Consider the following 21,887-nt stretch of genomic DNA (forward strand, 5'->3'; position numbering starts at 1 on the left):
CGTCCTTCCGCTGATTTCCCCGGGCCGTCCCTCCGGTCGTCCCCCTGGCGGGTGACGGAGTTTTCCACAACCCGCCGGTAGTTCACCAAGATCCACTCCGTTCCGTCCCGTGCCGCAGCGTGGACGTCGGAGGTGGTGCCGACGTGAACGCACGGGGCGCGATGGGGAAGTACGGCGAGGACCTGGCCGCGAGGCGGCTGGCCGAGACGGGAATGACCGTGCTCGCGCGGAACTGGCGCGCGGGCCGCACGGGCGAGATCGACATCGTGGCGCGGGACGGCGACGCGATCGTCGTCTGCGAGGTCAAGACGCGCAGAGGGGGAGGCGAGTCGGCCTTCGAGCACCCGATGGCCGCGATCACGCAGGTCAAGGCGCGACGACTGCGGTGCCTGGCCGAGCGCTGGATCCACGAGCACGGGGGAGCGCCACCGGGCGGCGTCCGTATCGACGTGATCGGCGTCCTGGTGCCCGAGCGCGGCGCACCCCGCCTCGAGCACGTGCGGGGGGTGTCCTGATGGGATTCGCGCGTACGTGTTCCGTGGCCCTGGTGGGAGTCGAGGGCGTCGTCGTCGAGGTGCAGGCCGACCTGGAGCCCGGCGTCGCCGCGTTCACGCTCGTCGGCCTGCCGGACAAGAGTCTGATCGAGAGCCGCGACCGGGTCAGGGCGGCCGTCGTGAACTCCGGGGCCGACTGGCCTCAGAAGAAGCTGACCGTGGGGCTCAGCCCGGCGTCGGTGCCCAAGGCCGGGTCGGGATTCGATCTCGCTGTCGCGTGTGCCGTACTCGGCGCCGCCGAGCGTATCGATCCGCGCGTGCTCGCCGACATCGTCATGATCGGGGAGCTGGGGCTCGACGGGCGGGTCCGGCCGGTGCGCGGGGTGCTTCCCGCCGTACTGGCCGCGGCCGACGCCGGGTACGAGCAGGTCGTCGTGCCCGAGTGCACCGCGGGCGAGGCGTCCCTGGTGCCCGGGATCTCCGTCCTCGGGGTGCGCAGCCTGCGCCAGCTCATCGCGGTGCTCACCGACGAGCCCGTCCCGGAGGAGGAGCCGGAGCCCGCCGGCCGCCCCGATCCGATGCTGGCCGCGCTCAGCATGCCCGGCAGCGGCGCCGACATCGGCGGTCTGACACTCGACGGGCACGGGCTCGACCTCGCGGACGTCGTCGGCCAGCTGTCGGCACGCACCGCCATCGAGGTCGCCGCGGCGGGCGGACACCACGTCATGCTCTCGGGCCCGCCGGGCGCGGGCAAGACGATGCTTGCCGAGCGGCTGCCCGCCCTGCTGCCACCGCTCACCCGCGGGGAGGCGCTCGAGGTCACAGCCATCCACTCGGTGGCCGGCATGCTCCCACCGGGCAAGTCCATGATCGACACCGCGCCGTACTGCGCGCCCCACCACTCGGCCACCATGCAGTCCCTGGTCGGTGGCGGCCCGGGCGTCGCACGGCCCGGAGCGGTGTCGCTGTCGCACCGTGGCGTCCTCTTTCTGGACGAGGCTCCGGAGTTCAGCGGCCAGGCGCTCGACGCGCTGCGCCAGCCCCTCGAGGCGGGGCACGTGGTCATCGCCCGCAGCGCCGGGGTGGTGCGACTGCCGGCGCGGTTCCTCATGGCGCTGGCCGCGAACCCCTGCCCCTGCGGGCACTACCGGGCGCTCGGCGGCGAGTGCGACTGCCCGCCGGCGACCGTGCGGCGCTACCAGGCCCGGCTCTCCGGGCCCCTGCTCGACCGCGTCGACCTGCGCGTCGAGGTGGACGCCGTCACACGGAACGAGCTCGCGGGATACGGCCCGCGCGGCGAGAGCACCCAGGTCGTCGCCGACCGGGTCAGGCAGGCCAGGGAGCGGGCGGCGGCACGGCTCGCGGAGACACCGTGGCGGACCAACAGCGAGGTGCCCGGGCACGCCCTGCGCACCCGGTGGCCCGCCGCGCCCGGTGCCCTGGACGAGGCCGAGCTGGACCTGGAGCGCGGCTTCATCACCGCGCGCGGCCTCGACCGGGTGCTGCGCGTGGCCTGGACCGTCGCCGACCTGGCCGGACGGGACCGGCCCTTCGCCGAGGACGTGGCGCTCGCCCTGCAACTACGGACCGGGATCTCGCGCGGGGTGCCGATGACGATCGGGGCCGAGCGGTGACCGGGCCCGCCGGTACGGGCCCGGGCGTGCCGGACGCGGTGCGGCTCGCCCGGGCCCGGCTGACCCGGATCGTCGAACCGGGCTGGGAGGCCGCCGCCCGCTGGCTGCGCGAGTTCGGGGCAGTCGAGACGGTGCGGCGGATCGACGCGGGCGCCGCCGACGAGGAGGCCGAGCCGCTGCCCGGGGTGCGGGCCGAGCGCTGGGCGGGCCTGCTCGCCCGGGCCCGGGACGCGCCGCCCCCGGAGCGGGATCTGGACCGCGCGGCGGAGCGCGGGGCGCGCTTCGTGTGCCCGGGGGACGTGGAGTGGCCCGGGCAGCTCGACGACCTGGGGGACGCGCGGCCCCTGGGGCTCTGGGTGCGGGGCGGGCCCAGCCTGCGGATGTGGGCATTGCGCTCGGTGGCCGTGGTCGGGTCGCGGGCCTGCACGGACTACGGCGTCCGCATGGGGGCGAGCCTGGGCGCCGGGCTCGCCGAGCGCGGCTGGGTCGTCGTGTCGGGCGGCGCGTACGGGGTGGACGCGGCGGCCCATCGCGGGGCCCTGGGCGCGACCGGGGCCACGGTCGCCGTGCTGGCCTGCGGGATCGACCGGATCTATCCGCGCGGCCACACCCAGTTGATCGACCGGGTCGCGGAACAGGGACTGGTGGTGGCCGAGTTGCCGCCAGGGGAGCATCCGACCCCCAGCCGCTTCATCCTGCGCAACAGGGTGATCGCGGCGCTGACCAGGGGCACGGTCGTCGTCGAGGCCGCCTATCGCAGCGGGGCGCTGGGCACGGCCCGCTGGGCACAGCGGCTCGGGCGGCACGCGATGGGCGTGCCCGGGCCGGCGACGAGCACCGTCTCGGCGGGCGTGCACGAACTGCTGCGCAAGGAAGGCGTACTGGTGACCGATGCCGCCGAAGTGGTCGAGCTGGTGGGGGAGATGGGCGAGCTCGCGCCGGCGCGCCGCGGGCCGGTGCTCGCCCGGGATCTGCTGCCACCAGCCGCGGCTCGGGTGCTCGCCGCACTGCCCGGACGCGGGGCCGCCGGGGTCGCGCAGATCGCCCGGGACGCGGGGACGAGTGCGGACGACACGATCGGGAGGTTGTACGAACTGCGCTCGTTGGGGTTCGTCGAACGACACGGCGATGGCTGGCAGTTGACACGCCAGAGCGTCGAGCCGGTCTTTCCGGAAGGGGGAGTTCCCTGACGCTGTGTGTTGCGCCGTCCGGATGACACCCCGATGACCTTGCCAGTTCCGGCAGTTGGTGTTTCGGAGTGGTTACGGAGAGAGACGCGGGAGGTCGTCGGGGCCGGGTAACGGAACGTATCTGCACGGGTGTGATCACCCGGTCATCGCGCACTGCGACGCTCCAGTCACGCTACGCTCACCAGGATTCGGGTTCGCCACCTCGATCCGTGACCAGGTGGACGGCTCGTGATCAGTCAGTACGAGACGGGCACCCCGGCCTCTCCACAGCGAAACGATCAACGGCACAAGGCGGCGCATGCCACAGCACACCTCAGGGTCCGACCGGGCGGCGGCACCCCCCGCCGCCCGCGGCTCCAGCGTGCGGCCTCCGGCTCCCACCTCCCTGGAGGAGCTGTGGAGGTCGTACAAGGCGACCGGCGACGAGCGGCTGCGCGAGCAGCTGATCCTGCACTACTCGCCGCTGGTGAAGTACGTCGCCGGCCGGGTCAGTGTGGGCCTGCCGCCCAACGTGGAGCAGGCCGACTTCGTCTCGTCCGGGGTCTTCGGGCTGATCGACGCGATCGAGAAGTTCGACATCGAGCGCGAGATCAAGTTCGAGACGTACGCGATCACCCGGATCCGCGGTGCGATGATCGACGAGCTGCGGGCGCTGGACTGGATCCCCCGGTCGGTGCGGCAGAAGGCGCGCAACGTGGAGCGCGCGTACGCCACGCTGGAGGCCAAGCTGCGGCGCACGCCCTCGGAGAGCGAGGTGGCCGCCGAGATGGGGGTCGCGCTCGAGGAACTGCACGCCGTTTTCAGCCAGTTGTCGCTGGCCAACGTGGTGGCGCTGGAGGAGCTGCTGCACGTCGGGGGCGAGAGCGGCGACCGGCTCAGCCTCATGGACACCCTGGAGGACCAGGCCGCCGACAACCCGGTGGAGGTCGCCGAGGACCGGGAGCTGCGCAGGTTCCTCGCGCGGGCGATCAACACGCTGCCGGAGCGGGAGAAGACCGTGGTCACGCTGTACTACTACGAGGGCCTGACCCTCGCGGAGATCGGCAATGTGCTCGGGGTGACCGAGAGCCGGGTCAGTCAGATCCACACGAAGTCGGTGCTGCAGCTGCGGGCGAAGCTGGCAGGGTTCGGGCGCTGACCCGGCCGACGGCCTCGTGACGTGCGGAATCGTCCCTGCCCGCGCCTTCGCCGGGCGGTCACGGATGGTGCGGGGTGTCCGGTGGCACTCCCGTCCCGGGGGTCGCGCTCGTAAAGTGGAGGCGTGCCAAGGATTCGAGCGGCCTCTGTGGCCGAGCACCGGTCGATGCAGCGCGGCGCCCTTCTGGACGCGGCGCGTTCCCTGCTGTCCGAGGGCGGGACGGAGGCGCTGACCTTCCCCGCGCTCGCCGAGCGGACGGGGCTCGCGCGGTCGTCCGTGTACGAGTACTTCAAGTCCCGGGCGGCCGTCGTCGAGGAGCTGTGCGCGGTCGACTTCCCGGTGTGGGCCGCGGAGGTCGAGGCCGGGATGGCGCGGGCCGCGACGCCTCGGGGCAAGGTCGAGGCGTATGTGCGGGAGCAGTTGGCGCTGGTCGGGGACCGGCGGCACCGGGCCGTCGTCGCGATCTCGGCGAGCGAGCTGGACGCCGGGGCGCGGGAGAAGATCCGGGCCGCGCACGGCGGGCTCGTCGCGATGATCGTCGAGGCGCTCGGGGAGTTGGGGCACGAGGAGCCGCGGCTTGCGGCGATGCTCGTGCAGGGGGTTGTCGACGCGGCCGTGCGGCGGATCGAGCTCGGGGCCGCGGAGGAGCCCGGGGTGATCGTCGATGCGGCGGTCGCCATGGTGCTGCGGGGCGTCTCCGGCTGAGACCCGCCTCCGTTCGGCCTCCTTCAGGGCGCGCCCGGCGCCGGGGTGCCGCCTTGCCCGCCCGTGCCGCCCCAGGCGGCAGACTGCCCAAGGCTGGGCCGACCGCATGCGCACCCGGGGCCGAGGAGCTGCCCAAGGCCAGGTAGACCGAAGGCGTACTCGGGGCCGGACTGCTGCTCAAGGCTGAGGGGCCATGGACCCCAGAGGGGGAGCAGGCGGGGCGGGGTCGGAGGCAGGGCCGTCGGGGACAGCAGGGTCAAAGGGTTCAGGTAGGTCGTCGCTCGGCGCAGGCCCCAGTGGAGGCAGGACGGGGCGGACGGCGGGCAGTGGCCTGTGGGGAGTTCCAGGGTGCCCAGGGCGGTGCCCGCTGCGACCTGGTCTCCTTTGCGTACCGATGTCGCCACCGGTTCGTACGAGGTGCGCAGCGGCGGGGTGCCGGAGTCGGTGAGTTCGACGGTGACGACGCCGCGGCCCGCCACCTGGCCGGCGAAGGAGACGCGGCCCGCCGCGACCGTGCGGACCGGTGCGCCGATGGGGGCCGCGAGGTCGACGCCGCGGTGGCCGGGGCCGTAGGGCGAGGCGGGCGGTGACCAGTCACGCACGATCGCCGGGCGGTCGCCCACCGGCCAGATGTTCGAGGCAGGGGTCCGGTCGGCCGTCTCCGCCCGTGCCGAGGCGGGCGCGAGCAGGAGCAGGACCGGCAGAAGCATCACGCTGAGTAGTGTTCGCATGGCTCAGACGATCCGCCTCCGGGCCGATCGGCGCGGATCATGGCGGCGAATCGTGGACTACCGGCCGGTTGTGGACAGCGGCGTCACCCGCATCTCCGCGGGTCCCGTACACTTCTTGTGGCGATCCGGGCCACCGGATCGACTTCGCACGCCCCGACACCTTCGGAGTCAGCGGCCTATCGGTCCCGTACGAGCGACAGCGCGTACGCGGCAGGCACGCGGTGGGGCGTCAGGAAACAACCGAGAACACCAGAGGAGTACGGCCATGGCCGTCGTCACGATGCGGGAGCTGCTGGAGAGCGGCGTCCACTTCGGTCACCAGACCCGTCGTTGGAACCCGAAGATGAAGCGCTTCATCTTCACGGAGCGCAACGGCATCTACATCATCGACCTGCTCCAGTCGCTGTCGTACATCGACCGCGCCTACGAGTTCGTCAAGGAGACCGTCGCCCACGGCGGCACGGTCATGTTCGTCGGCACGAAGAAGCAGGCGCAGGAGGCGATCGCCGAGCAGGCGACCCGCGTCGGCATGCCCTACGTGAACCAGCGCTGGCTGGGCGGCATGCTCACCAACTTCTCGACCGTCTACAAGCGTCTGCAGCGCCTCAAGGAGCTCGAGCAGATCGACTTCGAGGACGTCGCCGCGTCCGGTCTCACCAAGAAGGAGCTTCTCGTGCTCTCGCGCGAGAAGGCCAAGCTGGAGAAGACCCTCGGCGGTATCCGCGAGATGTCCAAGGTGCCCAGCGCCGTCTGGATCGTGGACACCAAGAAGGAGCACATCGCTGTCGGCGAGGCCCGGAAGCTCAACATCCCGGTCGTCGCGATCCTCGACACGAACTGTGACCCCGACGAGGTCGACTACAAGATCCCGGGCAACGACGACGCGATCCGCTCCGTCACCCTGCTCACCCGCGTGATCGCCGACGCCGTCGCCGAGGGCCTCATCGCCCGCTCCGGTGCCGCCACGGGCGACCAGAAGCCGGGCGAGAAGGCCGCCGGCGAGCCGCTCGCCGAGTGGGAGCGCGACCTGCTCGAGGGCGAGAAGAAGGCCGACGAGAAGCCGGCCGCCGAGGCTGAGGTCCAGACCTCCGCCGAGACCGAGAAGGTCGCCGACGCCGAGGCCGAGGTCGCCGCCGAGGTCGCCACCGAGGCTCCGGCCGCGGACGCCGAGCAGGCCTGACCCGCACGGGTACCGGTTTCATGAGGTGACGGCGGGGGCCGGTGCGGCCCCCGCCGTTCACCCGTGACTCTGGAGGCGCCCCGGGCCGGCCCGTTCGGCCCGGACCTCCGACGCACACTTCTCAGACTTCGTAGAGAGAAAACCAGGATCATGGCGAACTACACCGCCGCTGACGTCAAGAAGCTCCGCGAGCTCACGGGCGCCGGCATGATGGACTGCAAGAAGGCGCTCGACGAGGCCGAGGGCAACGTCGACAAGGCCGTCGAGGCCCTGCGCATCAAGGGCCAGAAGGGCGTCGCCAAGCGCGAGGGCCGCTCCGCCGAGAACGGCGCCGTGGTCTCCCTCATCGCCGACGACAACACCTCGGGCGTCATCCTCGAGCTGAAGTGCGAGACGGACTTCGTCGCCAAGGGCGAGAAGTTCCAGTCGGTCGCCAACCAGCTCGCCGAGCACGTCGCGAAGACCTCCCCGGCCGACCTCGAGGCGCTGCTCGCCTCCGAGATCGAGCCCGGCAAGACCGTGCAGGCCTTCGTCGACGAGGCGAACGCCAACCTCGGCGAGAAGATCGTCCTGGACCGCTTCGCGCAGTTCACCGGCGGTTACGTCTCCGCGTACATGCACCGCACGATGCCCGACCTGCCCCCGCAGATCGGTGTCCTCGTCGAGCTGGACAAGGAGAACGCGGAGATCGCCAAGGGCGTCGCCCAGCACATCGCCGCCTTCGCGCCGAAGTACCTCTCCCGCGAGGACGTCCCGGCCGAGATCGTCGAGACCGAGCGTCGCGTCGCCGAGGAGACCACCCGCGCCGAGGGCAAGCCCGAGGCCGCCCTGCCGAAGATCGTCGAGGGTCGCCTCAACGGCTTCTTCAAGGACGCCACGCTGCTCGGTCAGCCGTACGCCCTCGACAACAAGAAGTCCGTCGAGAAGGTCCTCCAGGAGGCCGGTGTCACCCTGAAGCGCTTCTCGCGCATCAAGGTCGGCATCTGAGTCCGGACCCCGCCCGACGGGAGACCCCGCTAGGGTCGACAGCAGTCGTCCGGGCACGCGCCGGACGACCGCAGATGTGACGAGGAGGCCATTGCCGCGCATGGGATGCGAACCACCCCATCGGCAGTGGCCTCCTTCGTATGTGTGCCAAGCAGAAGAGGCGAGATTCCATGACCACCACCCAGGCCGACAAGGACAACAGCGACGACGGCAAAGGCGCGGGGCGCTTTCTGCTGAAGCTTTCCGGCGAGGCGTTCGCCGGGGGCGGGGGTCTGGGAGTCGACCCCGACGTGGTGCACGCCATCGCCCGTGAGATCGCGGCTGTCGTCCGCGACGGGGCACAGATCGCCGTCGTCATCGGCGGCGGCAACTTCTTCCGCGGCGCCGAGCTCCAGCAGCGCGGCATGGACCGGGCGCGCTCCGACTACATGGGCATGCTCGGCACCGTCATGAACTGCCTCGCCCTCCAGGACTTCCTGGAGAAGGAAGGCATCGACAGCCGGGTCCAGACCGCCATCACCATGGGCCAGGTCGCCGAGCCGTACATCCCGCTGCGCGCCGTGCGCCACCTGGAGAAGGGCCGCGTCGTCATCTTCGGCGCCGGCATGGGCATGCCGTACTTCTCCACCGACACCACCGCCGCGCAGCGCGCCCTGGAGATCGACGCCGAGGCGCTGCTCATGGGCAAGAACGGCGTGGACGGCGTCTACGACTCGGACCCGAGGACCAACCCCACGGCCGTGAAGTTCGACGCGCTCAGCTACGGCGAGGTCATCACCCGGGACCTCAAGGTCGCCGACATGACCGCGATCACCCTGTGCCGGGACAACAAGCTCCCGATCCTCGTCTTCGAGCTCCTCGCCGCAGGCAATATCGCCCGCGCCGTCAAGGGTGAGAAGATCGGGACGCTCGTGGGCGAGCAGGGCACGCGCGCCTGACCCCGTCCCTCGTGCGTCCCGCGAGGGATGGACAATGGCCTGCCGGTCGGACACCGTCTGGTGCGACGACCGCGCAGGACCGAAGACACACGACGCAGCCGGCCGCCCTGTGCACGCCGGGCCTCACTCAAGACACGCAGGAGCAAGTGGTGATCGAAGAGACCCTCCTCGAGGCCGAGGAGAAGATGGAGAAGGCCGTCGTGGTCGCCAAGGAGGACTTCGCCGCGATCCGCACCGGCCGTGCGCACCCGGCGATGTTCAACAAGATCGTGGCCGACTACTACGGCGCGCTGACGCCGATCAACCAGCTGGCCTCGTTCTCGGTGCCGGAGCCGCGGATGGCCGTGGTGACCCCGTTCGACAAGAGCGCCCTGCGCAACATCGAGCAGGCGATCCGTGACTCGGACCTCGGCGTCAACCCGAGCAACGACGGCAGCATCATCCGTGTGACGTTCCCGGAGCTGACCGAGGAGCGCCGCCGCGACTACATCAAGGTCGCCAAGACCAAGGCGGAGGACAGCAAGGTCTCCATCCGCTCCGTGCGCCGCAAGGCCAAGGACGCCATCGACAAGGCCGTCAAGGACGGCGAGGTCGGCGAGGACGAGGGCCGTCGCGCGGAGAAGGAGCTCGACGACACCACCGCCAAGTACGTGGCCCAGGTCGACGAGCTGCTCAAGCACAAGGAAGCCGAGCTGCTCGAAGTCTGAGCCAGCGCGGAACATCGAGGTTCGAGGAATCCGTGAACGACTCTTCCTGGGGTGCGCCGACCGGGCCCGTACACCGGGGCTCCCCTTACGGCGAGGGTGCCTCCGCCTCGTACGGCCAGGGGCCCGGCTTCGGCCAGGCGCCCGGCCCTGAGCAGGGCCAGGGGTACGACCAGGGGGCCGCGTACGGCGCGGGTCCCTCGTACGACCCCGCGTACGACCCCTCGTACGACCCGGGGCCCGCTCCGGCGGGTCCCGCGTACGAACCGCACGCGGTTGGCGAGACTCGGCCCATGCCCATCGTGCCCGATATGCCTGACGTGCCCTCTGGTGCTTTTCCAGCGGGCGGTGGCCAGGACGACCGGGGGGCCGCTCGGCCGAGCGGCCCTCTGTTCCGCGACGAGACGCCGCAGGAGCCCATGACCGGCGCAACCCCGCAGCCCGCCCCCGACGCTCCGGAGCCCTCGCCGGCCCCGAAGCCGAAGAAGAGCGCGGGCCGTGACCTCGGATCGGCCATAGGGGTCGGCGTCGGGCTCGGCGCGGTGATCATCGCGTCGCTGTTCGTCGTCAAGGCCGTGTTCGTCGGCGTGATAGCGGTCGCCGTCGTCGTCGGCCTGTGGGAGCTCACTTCCCGCCTCCAGGAGCGCAAGAGCATCAAGGCGCCGCTGGTGCCGCTCGCCGTGGGCGGCGCGGCGATGGTCGTCGCCGGGTACGTGCGCGGGGCCGAGGGGGCCTGGGTGGCGATGGCGCTGACCGCGCTCGCCGTCCTGGTGTGGCGGATGACCGAGCCGCCCGAGGGCTACCTCAAGGACGTCACGGCGGGCGTCTTCGCCGCGTTCTACGTGCCGTTCCTCGCGACGTTCGTGGCGATGATGCTCACCGCGGACGACGGGGCCTGGCGCGTCCTCACCTTCCTGATCCTCACCGTCGTCAGCGACACCGGCGCGTACGCGATCGGCTGGCGCTTCGGCAAGCACAAGCTCGCGCCGCGCATCAGCCCCGGCAAGACCCGCGAGGGCCTGCTCGGCGCGGTGCTGTTCGCGATGGTGGCGGGCGTGCTGTGCATGCAGTTCCTGGTGGACGACGGCACGTGGTGGCAGGGCCTGGTCCTCGGTGTCTGCGTCGCCGCGTCCGCGACGCTCGGCGACCTCGGCGAGTCCATGATCAAGCGCGACCTCGGCATCAAGGACATGGGCACGCTGCTCCCCGGCCACGGGGGCATCATGGACCGCCTGGACTCCCTGCTGCCGACGGCGCCGGTGGTGTGGCTGCTGCTGGTGCTGTTCGTCGGGTCCGGCTGACCTGCGTTTTCCCCGGTGCGGGTCCGTTGTCCACAGGGCGGCGGGCCCGCACTCGTTTGTCTGCGACACTGGTACAGCCATGCCTAAGCCCGGAGAACTCACATTCGTCGCCCCCCGCGGAGCCAAGAAGCCGCCGCGGCACCTTGCCGACCTCTCGCCCGCCGAGCGGAAGGAAGCCGTCGCCGCGATCGGTGAGAAGCCGTTCCGCGCCAAGCAGCTGTCCACGCACTACTTCGCGCGGTACGCGCACGACCCCGCGGAGTGGACCGACATCCCCGCCGGGTCGCGCGAGAAGCTGCGGGAGGCACTGCTGCCCGAGCTGATGACCGTCGTGCGGCATCTGTCGACCGACCAGGACACCACCCGCAAGACCCTGTGGCGGCTGTTCGACGGCACGCTCGTCGAGTCCGTGCTCATGCGGTACCCGGACCGGGTCACGATGTGTATCTCGTCGCAGGCGGGATGCGGGATGAACTGCCCGTTCTGCGCCACCGGACAGGCCGGCCTCGACCGGAACCTGTCGACCGGCGAGATCGTGCACCAGATCGTGGACGGGATGCGGGCCCTGCGGGACGGGGAGATCCCCGGCGGGCCGGCGCGGCTGTCCAACATCGTGTTCATGGGGATGGGGGAGCCGCTCGCCAACTACAAGCGCGTGGTGGGTGCCATTCGGGCGCTGACCGATCCTGAGCCCGACGGGCTCGGGCTCAGCCAGCGCGGGATCACCGTGTCGACGGTCGGCCTGGTGTCCGCCATTCACCGGTTCGCCGATGAAGGGTTCAAGTGCCGGCTGGCCATCTCGCTGCACGCCCCTGACGACGAGCTGCGGGACACGCTGGTGCCCGTCAACACGCGGTGGAAGGTGCGGGAGGTGCTCGACGCCGGCTGGGAGTACGCGGCCAAGTCCGGGCGCCGGCTGTCCATCGAGTACGCGCTCATCCGGGACATCAACGACCAGGCCTGGCGTGGGGACCGGCTCGGGCGGCTGCTGCGCGGGAAGCCCGTGCACGTCAATCTGATTCCGCTGAACCCGACCCCGGGCTCGAAGTGGACCGCGTCGCGCCCCGAGGACGAGAAGGCGTTCGTCGAGGCCATCGCGGCGCACGGAGTCCCCGTCACCGTCCGGGACACCCGTGGCCAGGAGATCGACGGAGCCTGTGGACAGCTCGCCGCCACCGAGCGGTAGCCTTGCCCGCAGTACCACATCTTCATATTCCGACAGGGGAGCGCCACAGCGCTGAGAGTGCGGCAGAGCCGCAGACCCTCTGAACCTTGCCCAGGTCATTCTGGGTAGGAAGTTCGGTCACCACTCAAGCTGTTGCGCCCTGCCCGGAGCCGTAGGAAAGGCCCGGGCAGGGCCGCGTCTCTTCCTGGTCACCCCCAGGAGGAAAACCAGTGAGCAAGAACAAGAAGGCGTACCTGGCCGCGGCCGTGGGGCTCGGGCTCGTCACGCTGTCCGCGTGCGGTTCGTCGTCGTCCTCGGGTGGCGGCGACGCAGGGGACTCCAAGACGGTCACCCTGGTCAGTCACGACTCGTGGGCCGTCTCGAAGAACGTGATCAAGGACTTCGAGAAGAAGTCCGGCTACCAGGTGAAGGTCGTCGAGGACGGCGACGCCGGCCAGGCCGTCAACAAGGCGATCCTGTCCAAGGGCAACCCCGTCGGCGACGTGTTCTTCGGCGTCGACAACACGCTGCTGTCCCGCGCCCTCGACAACGGCCTGTTCACCTCCTACGAGGCCAAGGGCATCGACCAGGTGCCGGACCAGTACCGCCTCGACAAGGGCAAGAACCGCGTCACGCCCGTCGACACCGGCGATATCTGCGTCAACTACGACAAGAAGTACTTCGCCGACCACAAGCTGACGCCGCCCGCCTCCTTCGCGGACCTCGCCAAGCCCGCGTACAAGAACCTGCTGGTCACCGAGGACGCCGCGACGTCCTCCCCGGGCCTCGGCTTCCTGCTCGGCAGCGCCGCCCAGTACGGCGACGACGGCTGGCAGTCCTACTGGAAGAAGCTGAACGCCAACGGCGTGAAGGTCGTCAGCGGCTGGGACCAGGCCTACAACGAGGAGTTCTCCGGCAGCGCCAGCGGCAAGAAGGCCGGCGGCGACCGCCCGCTCGTCGTCTCCTACGCGTCCTCCCCGCCCGCCGAGGCGATCTACTCCGACCCGCAGCCCAAGACCTCGCCCGTCGGCGTCGCGACCGGCACCTGCTTCCGCCAGATCGAGTTCGCCGGCCTGCTCGACGGGGCGAAGAACGAGAAGGGCGGCAAGGCCTTCCTCGACTTCCTGATCTCCAAGGAGTTCCAGGAGGACATGCCGCTCAACATGTTCGTCGACCCGGTGGCGAAGAACGCCGTCGCGCCCGCCGACTACACCAAGTACGCGGTCGAGATCGACAAGCCGCACACCATGAGCCCGCGGAACATCGCGGACCACCGTGACGAGTGGGTCAAGACGTGGACGTCGCTCGTCAGGAAGTGACCCCGGACAAGGCCGAGGTCACGTCCGAGGCCAAGGCCAAGGTCAAGGCCAAGGCCAAGGTCAAGGCCAAGGCCAAGGCCAAGGCCGAGGCCGGCACCCGGCCGCGCCGGCTCCGTACGGGGAGCGCGGCGCGGCTCGGCCTCATGGCCGTGCCCGCCGTGTTCTTCGGGCTCTTCTTCGCCTACCCCGTCGCCGCGATCGTCGAGCGCGGTCTGCACGTCGACGGGGTCTGGCGCCTCGGGCGGATCCTCGACGTGCTCGGGGAGGCGGACGTGCGGCACGTCCTGTGGTTCACCGTGTGGCAGGCGCTCGCCTCCACCGCGCTGACCCTGCTCGTCGCGCTGCCCGGCGCGTACGTCTTCGCCCGGCTCGAATTCCCCGGCAAGCAGGTGCTGCGCGCCGCGGTCACCGTGCCGTTCGTGCTGCCCACCGTCGTCGTCGGCACCGCGTTCCTCGCGGTCGTCGGCCGCGGCGGGCTCCTCGACGACCTGTGGGGCGTCCGGCTCGACACCACCGTGTGGGCCATCCTGCTCGCGCACGTCTTCTTCAACTACGCGGTCGTCGTCCGGACCGTCGGCGGCCTGTGGGCGCAGCTCGACCCGCGCCAGGAGGAGGCCGCGCGGATGCTCGGCGCCTCCCGCCTCGCCGCCTGGCGCAAGGTGACGCTGCCCGCGCTCGGGCCCGCCGTCGCCGCCGCGGCCCTGATGGTCTTCCTCTTCACCTTCACCTCGTTCGGCGTCGTACAGATCCTCGGCGGCCCGGGATTCTCCACGCTGGAAGTGGAGATCTACCGGCAGACCGCGCAGATCTTCGACCTGTCCACCGCCGCCGTGCTGACCATCGTGCAGTTCGCGGCCGTCGGGCTCATCCTGCTCGTGCACGCCTGGACCGTGCGGCGCCGGGAGAGCGCCCTGCGGCTCGTGGACGCGGCGCACACGGCGCGCCCGCCGCGCGGCGCCGGGCAGCGCGCCCTGCTCGGCCTGGTCCTCGCCACGGTCGCCGTGCTGATCCTGCTGCCGCTCGGCGTGCTCGTCCAGCGCTCCCTGCAGGCCCCCGGCGGCTTCGGCTTCGCGTACTACCGCGCGCTCGGCGACGCCGACGGCGGCACCTTCCTCGTGCCGCCCATCGAGGCCGTCTGGAACTCGCTGCGCTACGCGCTGGCCGCCACCGCCGTCGCCCTGCTGATCGGCGGACTCGCCGCGGCCGCGCTCACGCGCCGGGCCGGACGCCTGGTCCGCGGCTTCGACGCCCTGCTGATGCTGCCGCTCGGCGTCTCCGCCGTCACCGTCGGCTTCGGCTTCCTCATCACCCTCGACGAACCGCCGCTCGACCTGCGCCAGTCCTGGTGGCTCGTGCCGCTCGCGCAGGCCCTCGTCGGCGTGCCCTTCGTCGTCCGCACCATGCTGCCGGTGCTCCGCGCGGTCGACGGGCGGCTGCGCGAGGCCGCCGCCGTGCTCGGGGCCTCGCCGCTGCGGGCCTGGCGCGAGGTCGACCTGCCGATGGTGCGCCGGGCGCTGCTGATCGCCGCCGGGTTCGCCTTCGCCGTGTCGCTCGGCGAGTTCGGCGCCACCGTGTTCATCGCGCGGCCCGACAACCCGACCCTGCCGGTCGCCGTGGCCCGGCTCCTCGGCCGCGCCGGCGACCTCAACTACGGGCAGGCGATGGCCCTGTCGACCGTCCTCATGGTCGTCTGCGCCGTCTGCCTCCTGCTGCTCGAACGCATCCGGCCCGCACGGGCACAGACGGGGGAGTTCTGATGACGGCCCTACTGGCTCTGGACGAGGCGACCGTACGGTTCGGCGGGCGCGCCGTGCTCGACCGGGTGGACCTGGAGGTCGCCGAGCACGAGATCGTGTGCGTCCTCGGGCCCAGCGGCAGCGGCAAGTCGACGCTGCTGCGCGCGGTCGCCGGACTCCAGCCGCTGGACGGCGGCCGGATCGTCCTCGGCGGGCGCGACCAGCGCGGGGTGCCCGCGCACAAGCGGGGCGTCGGCCTCATGTTCCAGGACCACCAGCTGTTCCCGCAGCGCGACGTGGGCGCCAACGTCGCGTTCGGGCTCCGCATGCACGGTGCGCCGCGCGCCGAACAGGCCGCGCGCGTGGGGGAGTTGCTGGACCTCGTCGGGCTGCCGGGGGCCGCGCGCCGGGCCGTCTCCGCGCTCTCCGGCGGCGAACAGCAGCGCGTCGCCCTCGCCCGCGCCCTGGCCCCGCGCCCCCGGCTGCTCATGCTCGACGAGCCCCTCGGTCAGCTCGACCGCTCCCTGCGCGAACGCCTCGTCGTCGAACTGCGCGAGCTCTTCGGCGAGTTGGGCACCACCGTCCTCGCCGTCACCCACGACCAGGGCGAGGCCTTCGCGCTCGCCGACCGGGTCGTCGTCATGCGCGACGGCCGGATCGCCCAGTCCGGCACCCCGCTGGAGGTCTGGCAGCGCCCCGCCGACGAGTTCGTCGCCCGCTTCCTCGGCTTCGACAATGTCGTCGAGGCGACCGTCTCCGTCTCCGGCGACGCCGCCGACACCCCGTGGGGCAAGGTCCCGGTGCCCGCCGGTTCCCCCCAGGGGCAGGTGAAGATCCTCGTACGTCCCACAGGGGTACGGCTGGTCGACGCCGCCGACGCCCAGCTGACCTGCACCGTGGCCGCCCGGACCTTCCGGGGCACCCATGTCGCGCTCCAGTTGCAGCCCGTGGACGCGCCCCGGCTGGAAGCGGCCTGCGGGCTGCGGTCGGCCCCGGAACAGGGCGCCGAGGTGGGCGTCGCCTTCGACGCCGCGGAAATCGTGGTGCTGGGCGGGGGACCGGTTCCGTAGGGTCGGGATCATGGCGACCCACACGGACCCCCGAGGCCCGCTCACGCACGACCGCTACTGCTCCGAGATCGTGACCCAGACCGGGCTGCTGAGACAGCACCTGGCCGGCGCCGATCTCACCACCACCGTCCCGACCTGCCCCGACTGGAGCCTGCGCGAGCTCGCCGTGCACGTCGGCGGTGCGCACCGCTGGGCCGAGACCCTCGTGCGGACCCGCGCGGGCGAGGACGTCCCCGAGGACCAGGTGCCGCACTTCGCCGGGCCGGACAGCGAGGATCCGGCCGCGCTCGACGCCTGGCTCGCCGAGGGCGCCGAGCTCCTCGCCGCCACCCTGCGCGCCGCCGGACCCGAACAGCCCGTGTGGACCTGGGCCTGGCGGCAGGACGCCGCGTTCTGGGCCCGCCGGATGACCCACGAGACGGTGATCCACCGTGCCGACGCGGCGATCGCCGCCAAGGCCGACTACGACGTGGCGCGGGAGGTGGCCGCCGACACGATCGAGGAGTGGCTGGAGATCGTGCGCTTCGCCCAGGGCTTCCCCGAGGACACCGCCAACGAGCTGCGCCACGGCGGCCGCACGCTGCACCTGCACGCCACCGACACCCCGGCCGGCGCCCCGCCCGCCGAATGGGTCCTGGACCTCGCCGACGACGGTCTGGCCTGGAGCCACGAGCACGCACGCGCCGATGTCGCCCTGCGCGGTCCCCTCACCGAGCTGGTCCTCGCGTTCTACCGCCGCGCCTCGCCCGACGACCCGGCCCTGGAGGTCCTCGGCGACCGTGAGCTGCTGGACTTCTGGCTGGAGCGCGCCACCTTCGGCTGAGGACGGCCGGGGCAGCACGGCGGGGCGCCACCGGTGGTGACGCCCCGCACGCGGTGAGCAGGGTCAGCGCTGGGCCGCGCCCCGCTTGCGCAGCGCGAACACGATGCCGCCGCCCGCGACGACGAGCGCCCCCGCGAGACCGGCGAACAGCGGGGTGTTCGAGCTCGAACCCGTCTCGGCCAGGTTGTCCGAACTACCCGCCGGGGCGGGCGAGTTGCTCGGCGCCGGGGCGGCCGGGGTGGGGGAAGCGGGAGCCGAGGTGCTCGGCGCGGGCTTGGAAGGCGCCGGCTTCGACGGGGCGGGCTTCGAGGGAGCCGGCTTCGAGGGAGCCGGGGTGGTGGCGCAGGCCTTGCCCGGCGTGGTCAGCTCCGGCGAGATGTCCTCGTCGACCTGGTCACCGGCCTTCACGTGCACGCGGTACGTGGCGTTCGGCTGCCAGTCCTCCTTGAACGTGAGCGTGGCGCCCTCGCGGGTGCCCTTCACGTCCTGCGAGCCGATCAGCTTCTCGGCGCCGCCCGACTTCAGGTAGACCGAGACGGTCGCCTGCACGCCGGACGGGTCCTTGTCGACCACGGTGATGACGCCCTGCTCGCCGGTGCACTCGGCGGCGGCGGTGAACTCACTGATGTTGCACGCCGACGCGGTGCCGGCGGCGCCGAGTGCCAGCGCCGAGGCGGCCGCGGCCACACCGGCGAAGCGGGCGGCACGGGCGGATATGCGGGGCCACAAAAAAGAGAACGAGGAGTCGGACACGGCTGTCCTTCACGGGATCAGTACGGGATGCCGTACAGAAGAGGGGTGCGGTGAGGGAGCGTCACGGTGCGTGCCAGGCGGCGCACACCAAAGGCGCGCACCACGCGGCACACGCCACAGCTCCGGCCTCGGCACCCTCACGGTCCCCAAACGTTTACAAGTGCCCGTGACGCAGCGTCAATACGGTGCGGTGAAGACCGGTCAGTCTTGACCCGTGCTTGACCCGAGGGCCCGGATCGCCTCGGCGGCCTCCGCCGGGGTGTCCACGAGCGCGATCCGGTGCTCCATGGACCGCTCCCGCGCCAGCGCCCGAAGCAGCGGCCGGGCGGGCAGCTTCTCGGTCCAGTGCGCGCGGCCGACCAGCACCATCGGCGTCGGTTCGCCCCGGGACTCGTAGTAGTTGGGCGTGGCGTTGTCGAAGACCTCCTGCACGGTGCCGGCCGCGCCCGGCAGGAAGACGACGCCCGCGGTCGACCGGGCCAGCAGCCCGTCCTCCCGCGTGGCGTTGGCGAAGTACTTGGCGATGTGCTCGGCGAACGCGTTCGGCGGCTCGTGCCCGTAGAACCAGGTGGGGATGCCGACCGAGGCGCCGCCGCGCGGATGCCGGGACCGTACCTCGAACGCGGCGGCCGCCCAGTCCGTGACCGACGGGGCGAACGACGGTGCCTTGGCGAGGAGTTCGAGCGACTCGTCGAGCATGGTGTCGTCGAACGGGGCCGCGTACGCGCCCAGGTTCGCCGCCTCCATCGCGCCCGGACCGCCGCCCGTCGCCACCGTGAGACCGGACCGCGCGAGGGTCCGGCCGAGCCGCGCGGCCTCCGCGTAGTCCTCCGTGCCGCGCGCCATGGCATGGCCGCCCATGACGCCCACCACCCGTGCCCCGGTGAGGAGTTCGTCGAGCGCGTCCGAGACCGAGTCGTCGTGGATCGCGCGCAGCATCGACGCGAAGACGTCGCCGTCCGCCTTCGTGTGCTGGAACCAGGCGTACGCGCGGGCGTCCGGCGTCGCCTCGTAGCCGCCGGAGGCCAGATGCGTGAACAGCTCGTCCGGCGTGTAGGGGTGCCCGCGGTACGGGTCGAAGGGGAGGCCGGGGACCGGCGGGAAGACCAGGGCGCCCCGGGCCCGCACGCTCAGGGCCGCCTCCGGCGTCATGGAGCAGCCGAGGAAGAGGGCGCCCGCCGTCTCCACGGCGAGCAGCCGCCCGGTGCGCTCCGTCAGGTCGACGGCCTGCACCCGGTGCCCGGCGATCGAACCGCTCGCGGCCACCTCGTCGAACTCGGCGACCGTCTCGATCTCGCGGTCGTGGGCCGCGCCGGGCAGGGCGGGTTCACCCGAAGGTGGTGAGGGATCACTCGAAGGTGACGGTGTCGGCTGCACCCGCCCAGCTTAAGCGCGCCCGCCCGGCGCGGACTTGCTCAGTCCTGGATGACGCTCGGGTCCATCCACGCGACCTCGAAGGTGTGGCCGTCGATGTCGTCGAAGGCCCGCCCGTACATGAAGCCGTGGTCCTGCTTCTCGCCCGTCTCGGTGCCGCCGGCCGCGATCGCCTTCTCGACGAGCTCGTCGACCTTCTCGCGGCTCTCGGCGCTCAGACACAGGAGCACCTCGCTGGAGGTGGTCGAGTCGATGATCGTCTTCTTCGTGAAGCCGGAGTACTTCTCCTTGGTCATCACCATGAGGATGATGGTGTCGCTGACGACCACGGCGGACGCGGTCTCGTCCGTGAACTGCTGGTTGATCGTGAAGCCGAGCTCCGTGAAGAACTTCTTGGACGCGTCCAGGTCGCTCACGGCCAGGTTCACGAAGATCATCTGCTGGTACTGGTGCTGCGTCATGAGGAGCCCGTCGCCTTCTGTGTCGTGCGGTCGCTTAGCTGTCGTGATGCTCGCAGGGTTAGACGCCCGGGGCGGGCAAAACTCATCGCGTCAGCAGCGGAGCGGCCGAAAGTTCTGCGACGGCCCAGGTCAGCGGGCCGAACACGGCGAGGAGCGCGCCCGCGCGGAGCACCGCGGAGCTCCGCAGCAGGGTCGCGGGGGCGCCGAGCCGCAGTAGCGCCGTCTGGGTGTGCCGGCGGACCTGGCGGGCCTCGACGGCCGCCGTGGCGAGGGTGGCGAGCGTGCAGCCGACGACGAGGACGCCGCCGAGCGCGGACAGCGGACCGAGCGCCGGCCGGGCGCCGGCCAGCACGGTCGCCGCGTACACGCCGGAGGCCACCGCGCACACGACGCCGAGAGGCCGGCCGATCCGCCCGGCCTCCTCCATCAGCACCCGCCCGGCGAGCAGCCGCACCGCGCCGGGCCGTACGGCCTGCACGGCGCGCCCGCACTGGTAGGTCAGACCGGGTCCGACGAGCGCCAGGCCGACCGCGGTGAGCGCCCAGCCGGCCAGCACGCCGGACGGGCTGCCGCCGAGCCCGCCGGGCATCGGGAACCCGGAGGCGCCGCGCGCGTGCGCCGCGTACGTCTCGACGGCGAGTCCGGCGGCGAGCAGGGCCACGCCCCAGGGCAGTCCGCTGGGCGCGGGGGCCGGTTCCTTCAGGTCCTGCGGCTCGTCGGTGGCCGCCTTGTCGCCCCGCGCCTTCACGATCCGGGGCCGCAGCACGAGGGCGCTGGCCGTGGACGCGGCGAGCGGCACGAAGGCGAGCAGGGTGAGGGTGGCGGCCAGCGGCAGCGGCCGGTCGGCGGCGAGCAGCCCGCGGGCGGCGCCGTCGAACGGCAGCCCGGTCAGGTCGCCGCGCAGATGCAGGAAGAACAGCAGGGCGAGCGTCGAGCCCAGCGTGCAGGCGACGGCGGTGGACACCGAGGCGAGCAGCGTGAGGCGCCCGGGGCCGAGGCCCACGGCGGAGAGCCCGGCGCGCGGTTTCGTACCGGGGTCGGAGCGGGCGACGGCGACCGCCAGATAGACGGTCGCGGCGAGCGGCACCACGCACCAGGCGAGCCGGAGCACGGCGTCGCCGGAGGACTCGGGGTGCCCCATCGCGTAGCCCAGCGTGCACAGCAGCAGGAAGCCGGTGCCCGCCGAGGCGGCAGCCACGAGGAGTCTGCGCAGCTGGACCAGGGGATGGGCCCCGCGGGCTAGACGGAGAGCGAGCACGCGGCCCGGCCTTCCGCCTCGGGCTGCCCGGCGGGCAGGTGCACGGTGTTCACGCGGCGGCCGTCGAGCAGCGGCACGGTGCGGTCGGCGAGCGCGCCGACCTCCGCGTCGCTGGTGGCGAGCACCACGGTGATGGAGTGCGAGCGGGCCGCCGCGGTGAGGGTGCGCAGGACGTGCGCGCGGTCGGCCTGGTGCAGGGTCGCCGTCGGCTCGTCGGCGAAGACGATGTCGGGCGCGTGCACGAGGGCGCGGGCGATGGCGACGCGCTGCCGCTCGGCCATGTGCAGGGCGTGCGGGCGCTTGCGGGCGAGATGGCCGACGTCGAGCCGCTCCAGCCATTCGTGGGCGGCGGTCTTGGCCGGCCGGCGGCCGCCGCCGCGCAGCATGAGCGGCAGGGCGGTGTTCTCCCACACGTTCAGTTCGGGGACCAGGGCCGGCTCGGGGTCGATCCAGCCGAAGCGGTCCCGGCGCAGCCGCTCGCGCACCAGCGCGCCCATCGTGTGGACCGGGGCGCTGTTGAACCACACCTCGCCCTGCTGGGGGAGGAGCTGGCCGGAAAGGCACTGGAGCAGGGTCGTCTTCCCGGCGCCGCGCGGGCCGCCGACGGCGAGGATCTCGCCCTGGCGCACCCCGAGCGAGACACCGGTCAGCGCGGGCGAGCCGCTGTGGGAGAAGTGCAGGGCGCGTGCCCAGAGCACGTCGTTGTCCGGCGGGGCCACCATGGCGTACACCTCGGTTCAGATCAGATATGCCGGGAAGTTCCCGTCCCCCGTACGGGGGAACGAAGGCAGGGCCGATCGGTCACAGGGCACGCTAGGTTTTCCGGCCGGTGGGTCCGGACGCGACGCGGCCCGGCCGCTCCCATCTCACTCGGACGGGTGCAGCCGGGCCGTGGTGCGCGCTGGTTCCGTGGTGCGCGCGGCTCA

At 72.2% G+C, this 21,887-nt stretch carries 21 protein-coding genes and 1 riboswitch; of the genes, 15 read left to right on the plus strand and 6 right to left on the minus strand.

From position 1 onward, the window contains the following. Positions 1–161: 161 nt before the first annotated feature. From ACIBTU_RS29155 to ACIBTU_RS29175, 5 genes are all read left to right on the plus strand, one after another. Positions 162–515: a YraN family protein gene (locus tag ACIBTU_RS29155; RefSeq protein ID WP_399129618.1), complete on the plus strand. Its 354-nt coding sequence runs from the start codon at positions 162–164 to the stop codon at positions 513–515. Next, positions 515–2,128 (plus strand): YifB family Mg chelatase-like AAA ATPase, encoded by a 1,614-nt coding sequence (locus ACIBTU_RS29160; protein ID WP_399129498.1) that lies wholly within the window; start codon positions 515–517, stop codon positions 2,126–2,128. The genes ACIBTU_RS29155 and ACIBTU_RS29160 overlap by 1 nt, the downstream gene beginning before the upstream one ends. Continuing rightward, positions 2,125–3,318: a DNA-processing protein DprA gene (gene dprA, locus ACIBTU_RS29165; RefSeq protein WP_399129499.1), complete on the plus strand. Its 1,194-nt coding sequence runs from the start codon at positions 2,125–2,127 to the stop codon at positions 3,316–3,318. The genes ACIBTU_RS29160 and dprA overlap by 4 nt, the downstream gene beginning before the upstream one ends. Before the next feature lie 298 nt (positions 3,319–3,616). Then, positions 3,617–4,456, plus strand: a complete 840-nt coding sequence (whiG, locus tag ACIBTU_RS29170; RefSeq protein ID WP_399129500.1) for an RNA polymerase sigma factor WhiG — start codon at positions 3,617–3,619, stop codon at positions 4,454–4,456. Between the two features lie 147 nt (positions 4,457–4,603). Continuing rightward, complete coding sequence (locus tag ACIBTU_RS29175) at positions 4,604–5,161, plus strand: TetR/AcrR family transcriptional regulator (protein ID WP_399129619.1); 558 nt, start codon at positions 4,604–4,606, stop codon at positions 5,159–5,161. Between the two features lie 23 nt (positions 5,162–5,184). Here the strand turns inward: ACIBTU_RS29175 and ACIBTU_RS29180 are convergent, their stop codons facing one another. Beyond that, positions 5,185–5,892, minus strand: a complete 708-nt coding sequence (locus ACIBTU_RS29180; protein ID WP_399129501.1) for a murein hydrolase activator EnvC family protein — start codon at positions 5,890–5,892, stop codon at positions 5,185–5,187. 265 nt (positions 5,893–6,157) lie between these two features. On the opposite strand from ACIBTU_RS29180, the gene rpsB reads away from it, so the two are divergent. From rpsB to ACIBTU_RS29230, 10 genes are all read left to right on the plus strand, one after another. Next, positions 6,158–7,072 carry a 30S ribosomal protein S2 gene (gene rpsB, locus ACIBTU_RS29185; protein ID WP_399129502.1) on the plus strand — a complete coding sequence of 305 codons (915 nt, stop codon included), beginning with the start codon at positions 6,158–6,160 and terminating at the stop codon, positions 7,070–7,072. A 150-nt stretch (positions 7,073–7,222) separates the two neighbouring features. Beyond that, positions 7,223–8,059, plus strand: coding sequence for a translation elongation factor Ts (gene tsf, locus ACIBTU_RS29190; protein WP_399129503.1), 837 nt, complete (start codon positions 7,223–7,225; stop codon positions 8,057–8,059). Positions 8,060–8,229: 170 nt separating this feature from the next. Beyond that, entirely contained in the window at positions 8,230–8,997 is a 768-nt protein-coding gene (gene pyrH, locus ACIBTU_RS29195; protein WP_399129504.1) for a UMP kinase, read from the plus strand. A gap of 149 nt (positions 8,998–9,146) precedes the next feature. Beyond that, on the plus strand, positions 9,147–9,704 hold the full coding sequence (gene frr / locus ACIBTU_RS29200; protein ID WP_161301549.1) for a ribosome recycling factor: 558 nt from the start codon (positions 9,147–9,149) through the stop codon (positions 9,702–9,704). Between the two features lie 32 nt (positions 9,705–9,736). After that, entirely contained in the window at positions 9,737–11,002 is a 1,266-nt protein-coding gene (locus ACIBTU_RS29205; protein ID WP_399129505.1) for a phosphatidate cytidylyltransferase, read from the plus strand. A 79-nt stretch (positions 11,003–11,081) separates the two neighbouring features. Then, a complete protein-coding gene (rlmN, locus tag ACIBTU_RS29210) occupies positions 11,082–12,188 on the plus strand; it encodes a 23S rRNA (adenine(2503)-C(2))-methyltransferase RlmN (protein ID WP_399129506.1) in 1,107 nt (368 codons plus the stop codon). Positions 12,189–12,212: 24 nt separating this feature from the next. Continuing rightward, positions 12,213–12,317: riboswitch (TPP riboswitch) on the plus strand. Between the two features lie 80 nt (positions 12,318–12,397). Beyond that, positions 12,398–13,486: a thiamine ABC transporter substrate binding subunit gene (locus tag ACIBTU_RS29215; RefSeq protein ID WP_399129507.1), complete on the plus strand. Its 1,089-nt coding sequence runs from the start codon at positions 12,398–12,400 to the stop codon at positions 13,484–13,486. A gap of 143 nt (positions 13,487–13,629) precedes the next feature. Continuing rightward, complete coding sequence (locus ACIBTU_RS29220; RefSeq protein ID WP_399129620.1) at positions 13,630–15,243, plus strand: ABC transporter permease; 1,614 nt, start codon at positions 13,630–13,632, stop codon at positions 15,241–15,243. After that, positions 15,243–16,292 carry an ABC transporter ATP-binding protein gene (locus ACIBTU_RS29225; protein ID WP_399129508.1) on the plus strand — a complete coding sequence of 350 codons (1,050 nt, stop codon included), beginning with the start codon at positions 15,243–15,245 and terminating at the stop codon, positions 16,290–16,292. Before ACIBTU_RS29220 ends, ACIBTU_RS29225 begins: the two co-directional genes overlap by 1 nt. 10 nt (positions 16,293–16,302) lie before the next feature. Further along, the gene (locus ACIBTU_RS29230; protein ID WP_399129509.1) at positions 16,303–17,115 is read left to right on the plus strand and encodes a maleylpyruvate isomerase N-terminal domain-containing protein; all 813 of its coding nucleotides are present in this window, start codon (positions 16,303–16,305) and stop codon (positions 17,113–17,115) included. 63 nt (positions 17,116–17,178) lie between these two features. Here the strand turns inward: ACIBTU_RS29230 and ACIBTU_RS29235 are convergent, their stop codons facing one another. The 5 genes from ACIBTU_RS29235 to ACIBTU_RS29255 all read right to left on the minus strand — a co-directional run bounded on the left by ACIBTU_RS29235 (position 17,179) and on the right by ACIBTU_RS29255 (position 21,683). Further along, complete coding sequence (locus tag ACIBTU_RS29235) at positions 17,179–17,868, minus strand: LAETG motif-containing sortase-dependent surface protein (protein ID WP_399129510.1); 690 nt, start codon at positions 17,866–17,868, stop codon at positions 17,179–17,181. Between the two features lie 201 nt (positions 17,869–18,069). Then, complete coding sequence (locus ACIBTU_RS29240) at positions 18,070–19,188, minus strand: LOG family protein (protein WP_399129621.1); 1,119 nt, start codon at positions 19,186–19,188, stop codon at positions 18,070–18,072. Between the two features lie 95 nt (positions 19,189–19,283). After that, positions 19,284–19,703, minus strand: coding sequence for a VOC family protein (locus tag ACIBTU_RS29245; protein ID WP_399129511.1), 420 nt, complete (start codon positions 19,701–19,703; stop codon positions 19,284–19,286). An 82-nt stretch (positions 19,704–19,785) separates the two neighbouring features. Beyond that, on the minus strand, positions 19,786–20,961 hold the full coding sequence (locus ACIBTU_RS29250) for a hypothetical protein (RefSeq protein ID WP_399129512.1): 1,176 nt from the start codon (positions 20,959–20,961) through the stop codon (positions 19,786–19,788). Next, positions 20,943–21,683, minus strand: coding sequence for an ABC transporter ATP-binding protein (locus ACIBTU_RS29255; RefSeq protein ID WP_399129513.1), 741 nt, complete (start codon positions 21,681–21,683; stop codon positions 20,943–20,945). The genes ACIBTU_RS29250 and ACIBTU_RS29255 overlap by 19 nt, the downstream gene beginning before the upstream one ends. Positions 21,684–21,887 lie beyond the last annotated feature (204 nt).

The organism is Streptomyces sp. NPDC050145 (assembly GCF_044460245.1).
Lineage (GTDB): Bacteria > Actinomycetota > Actinomycetes > Streptomycetales > Streptomycetaceae > Streptomyces.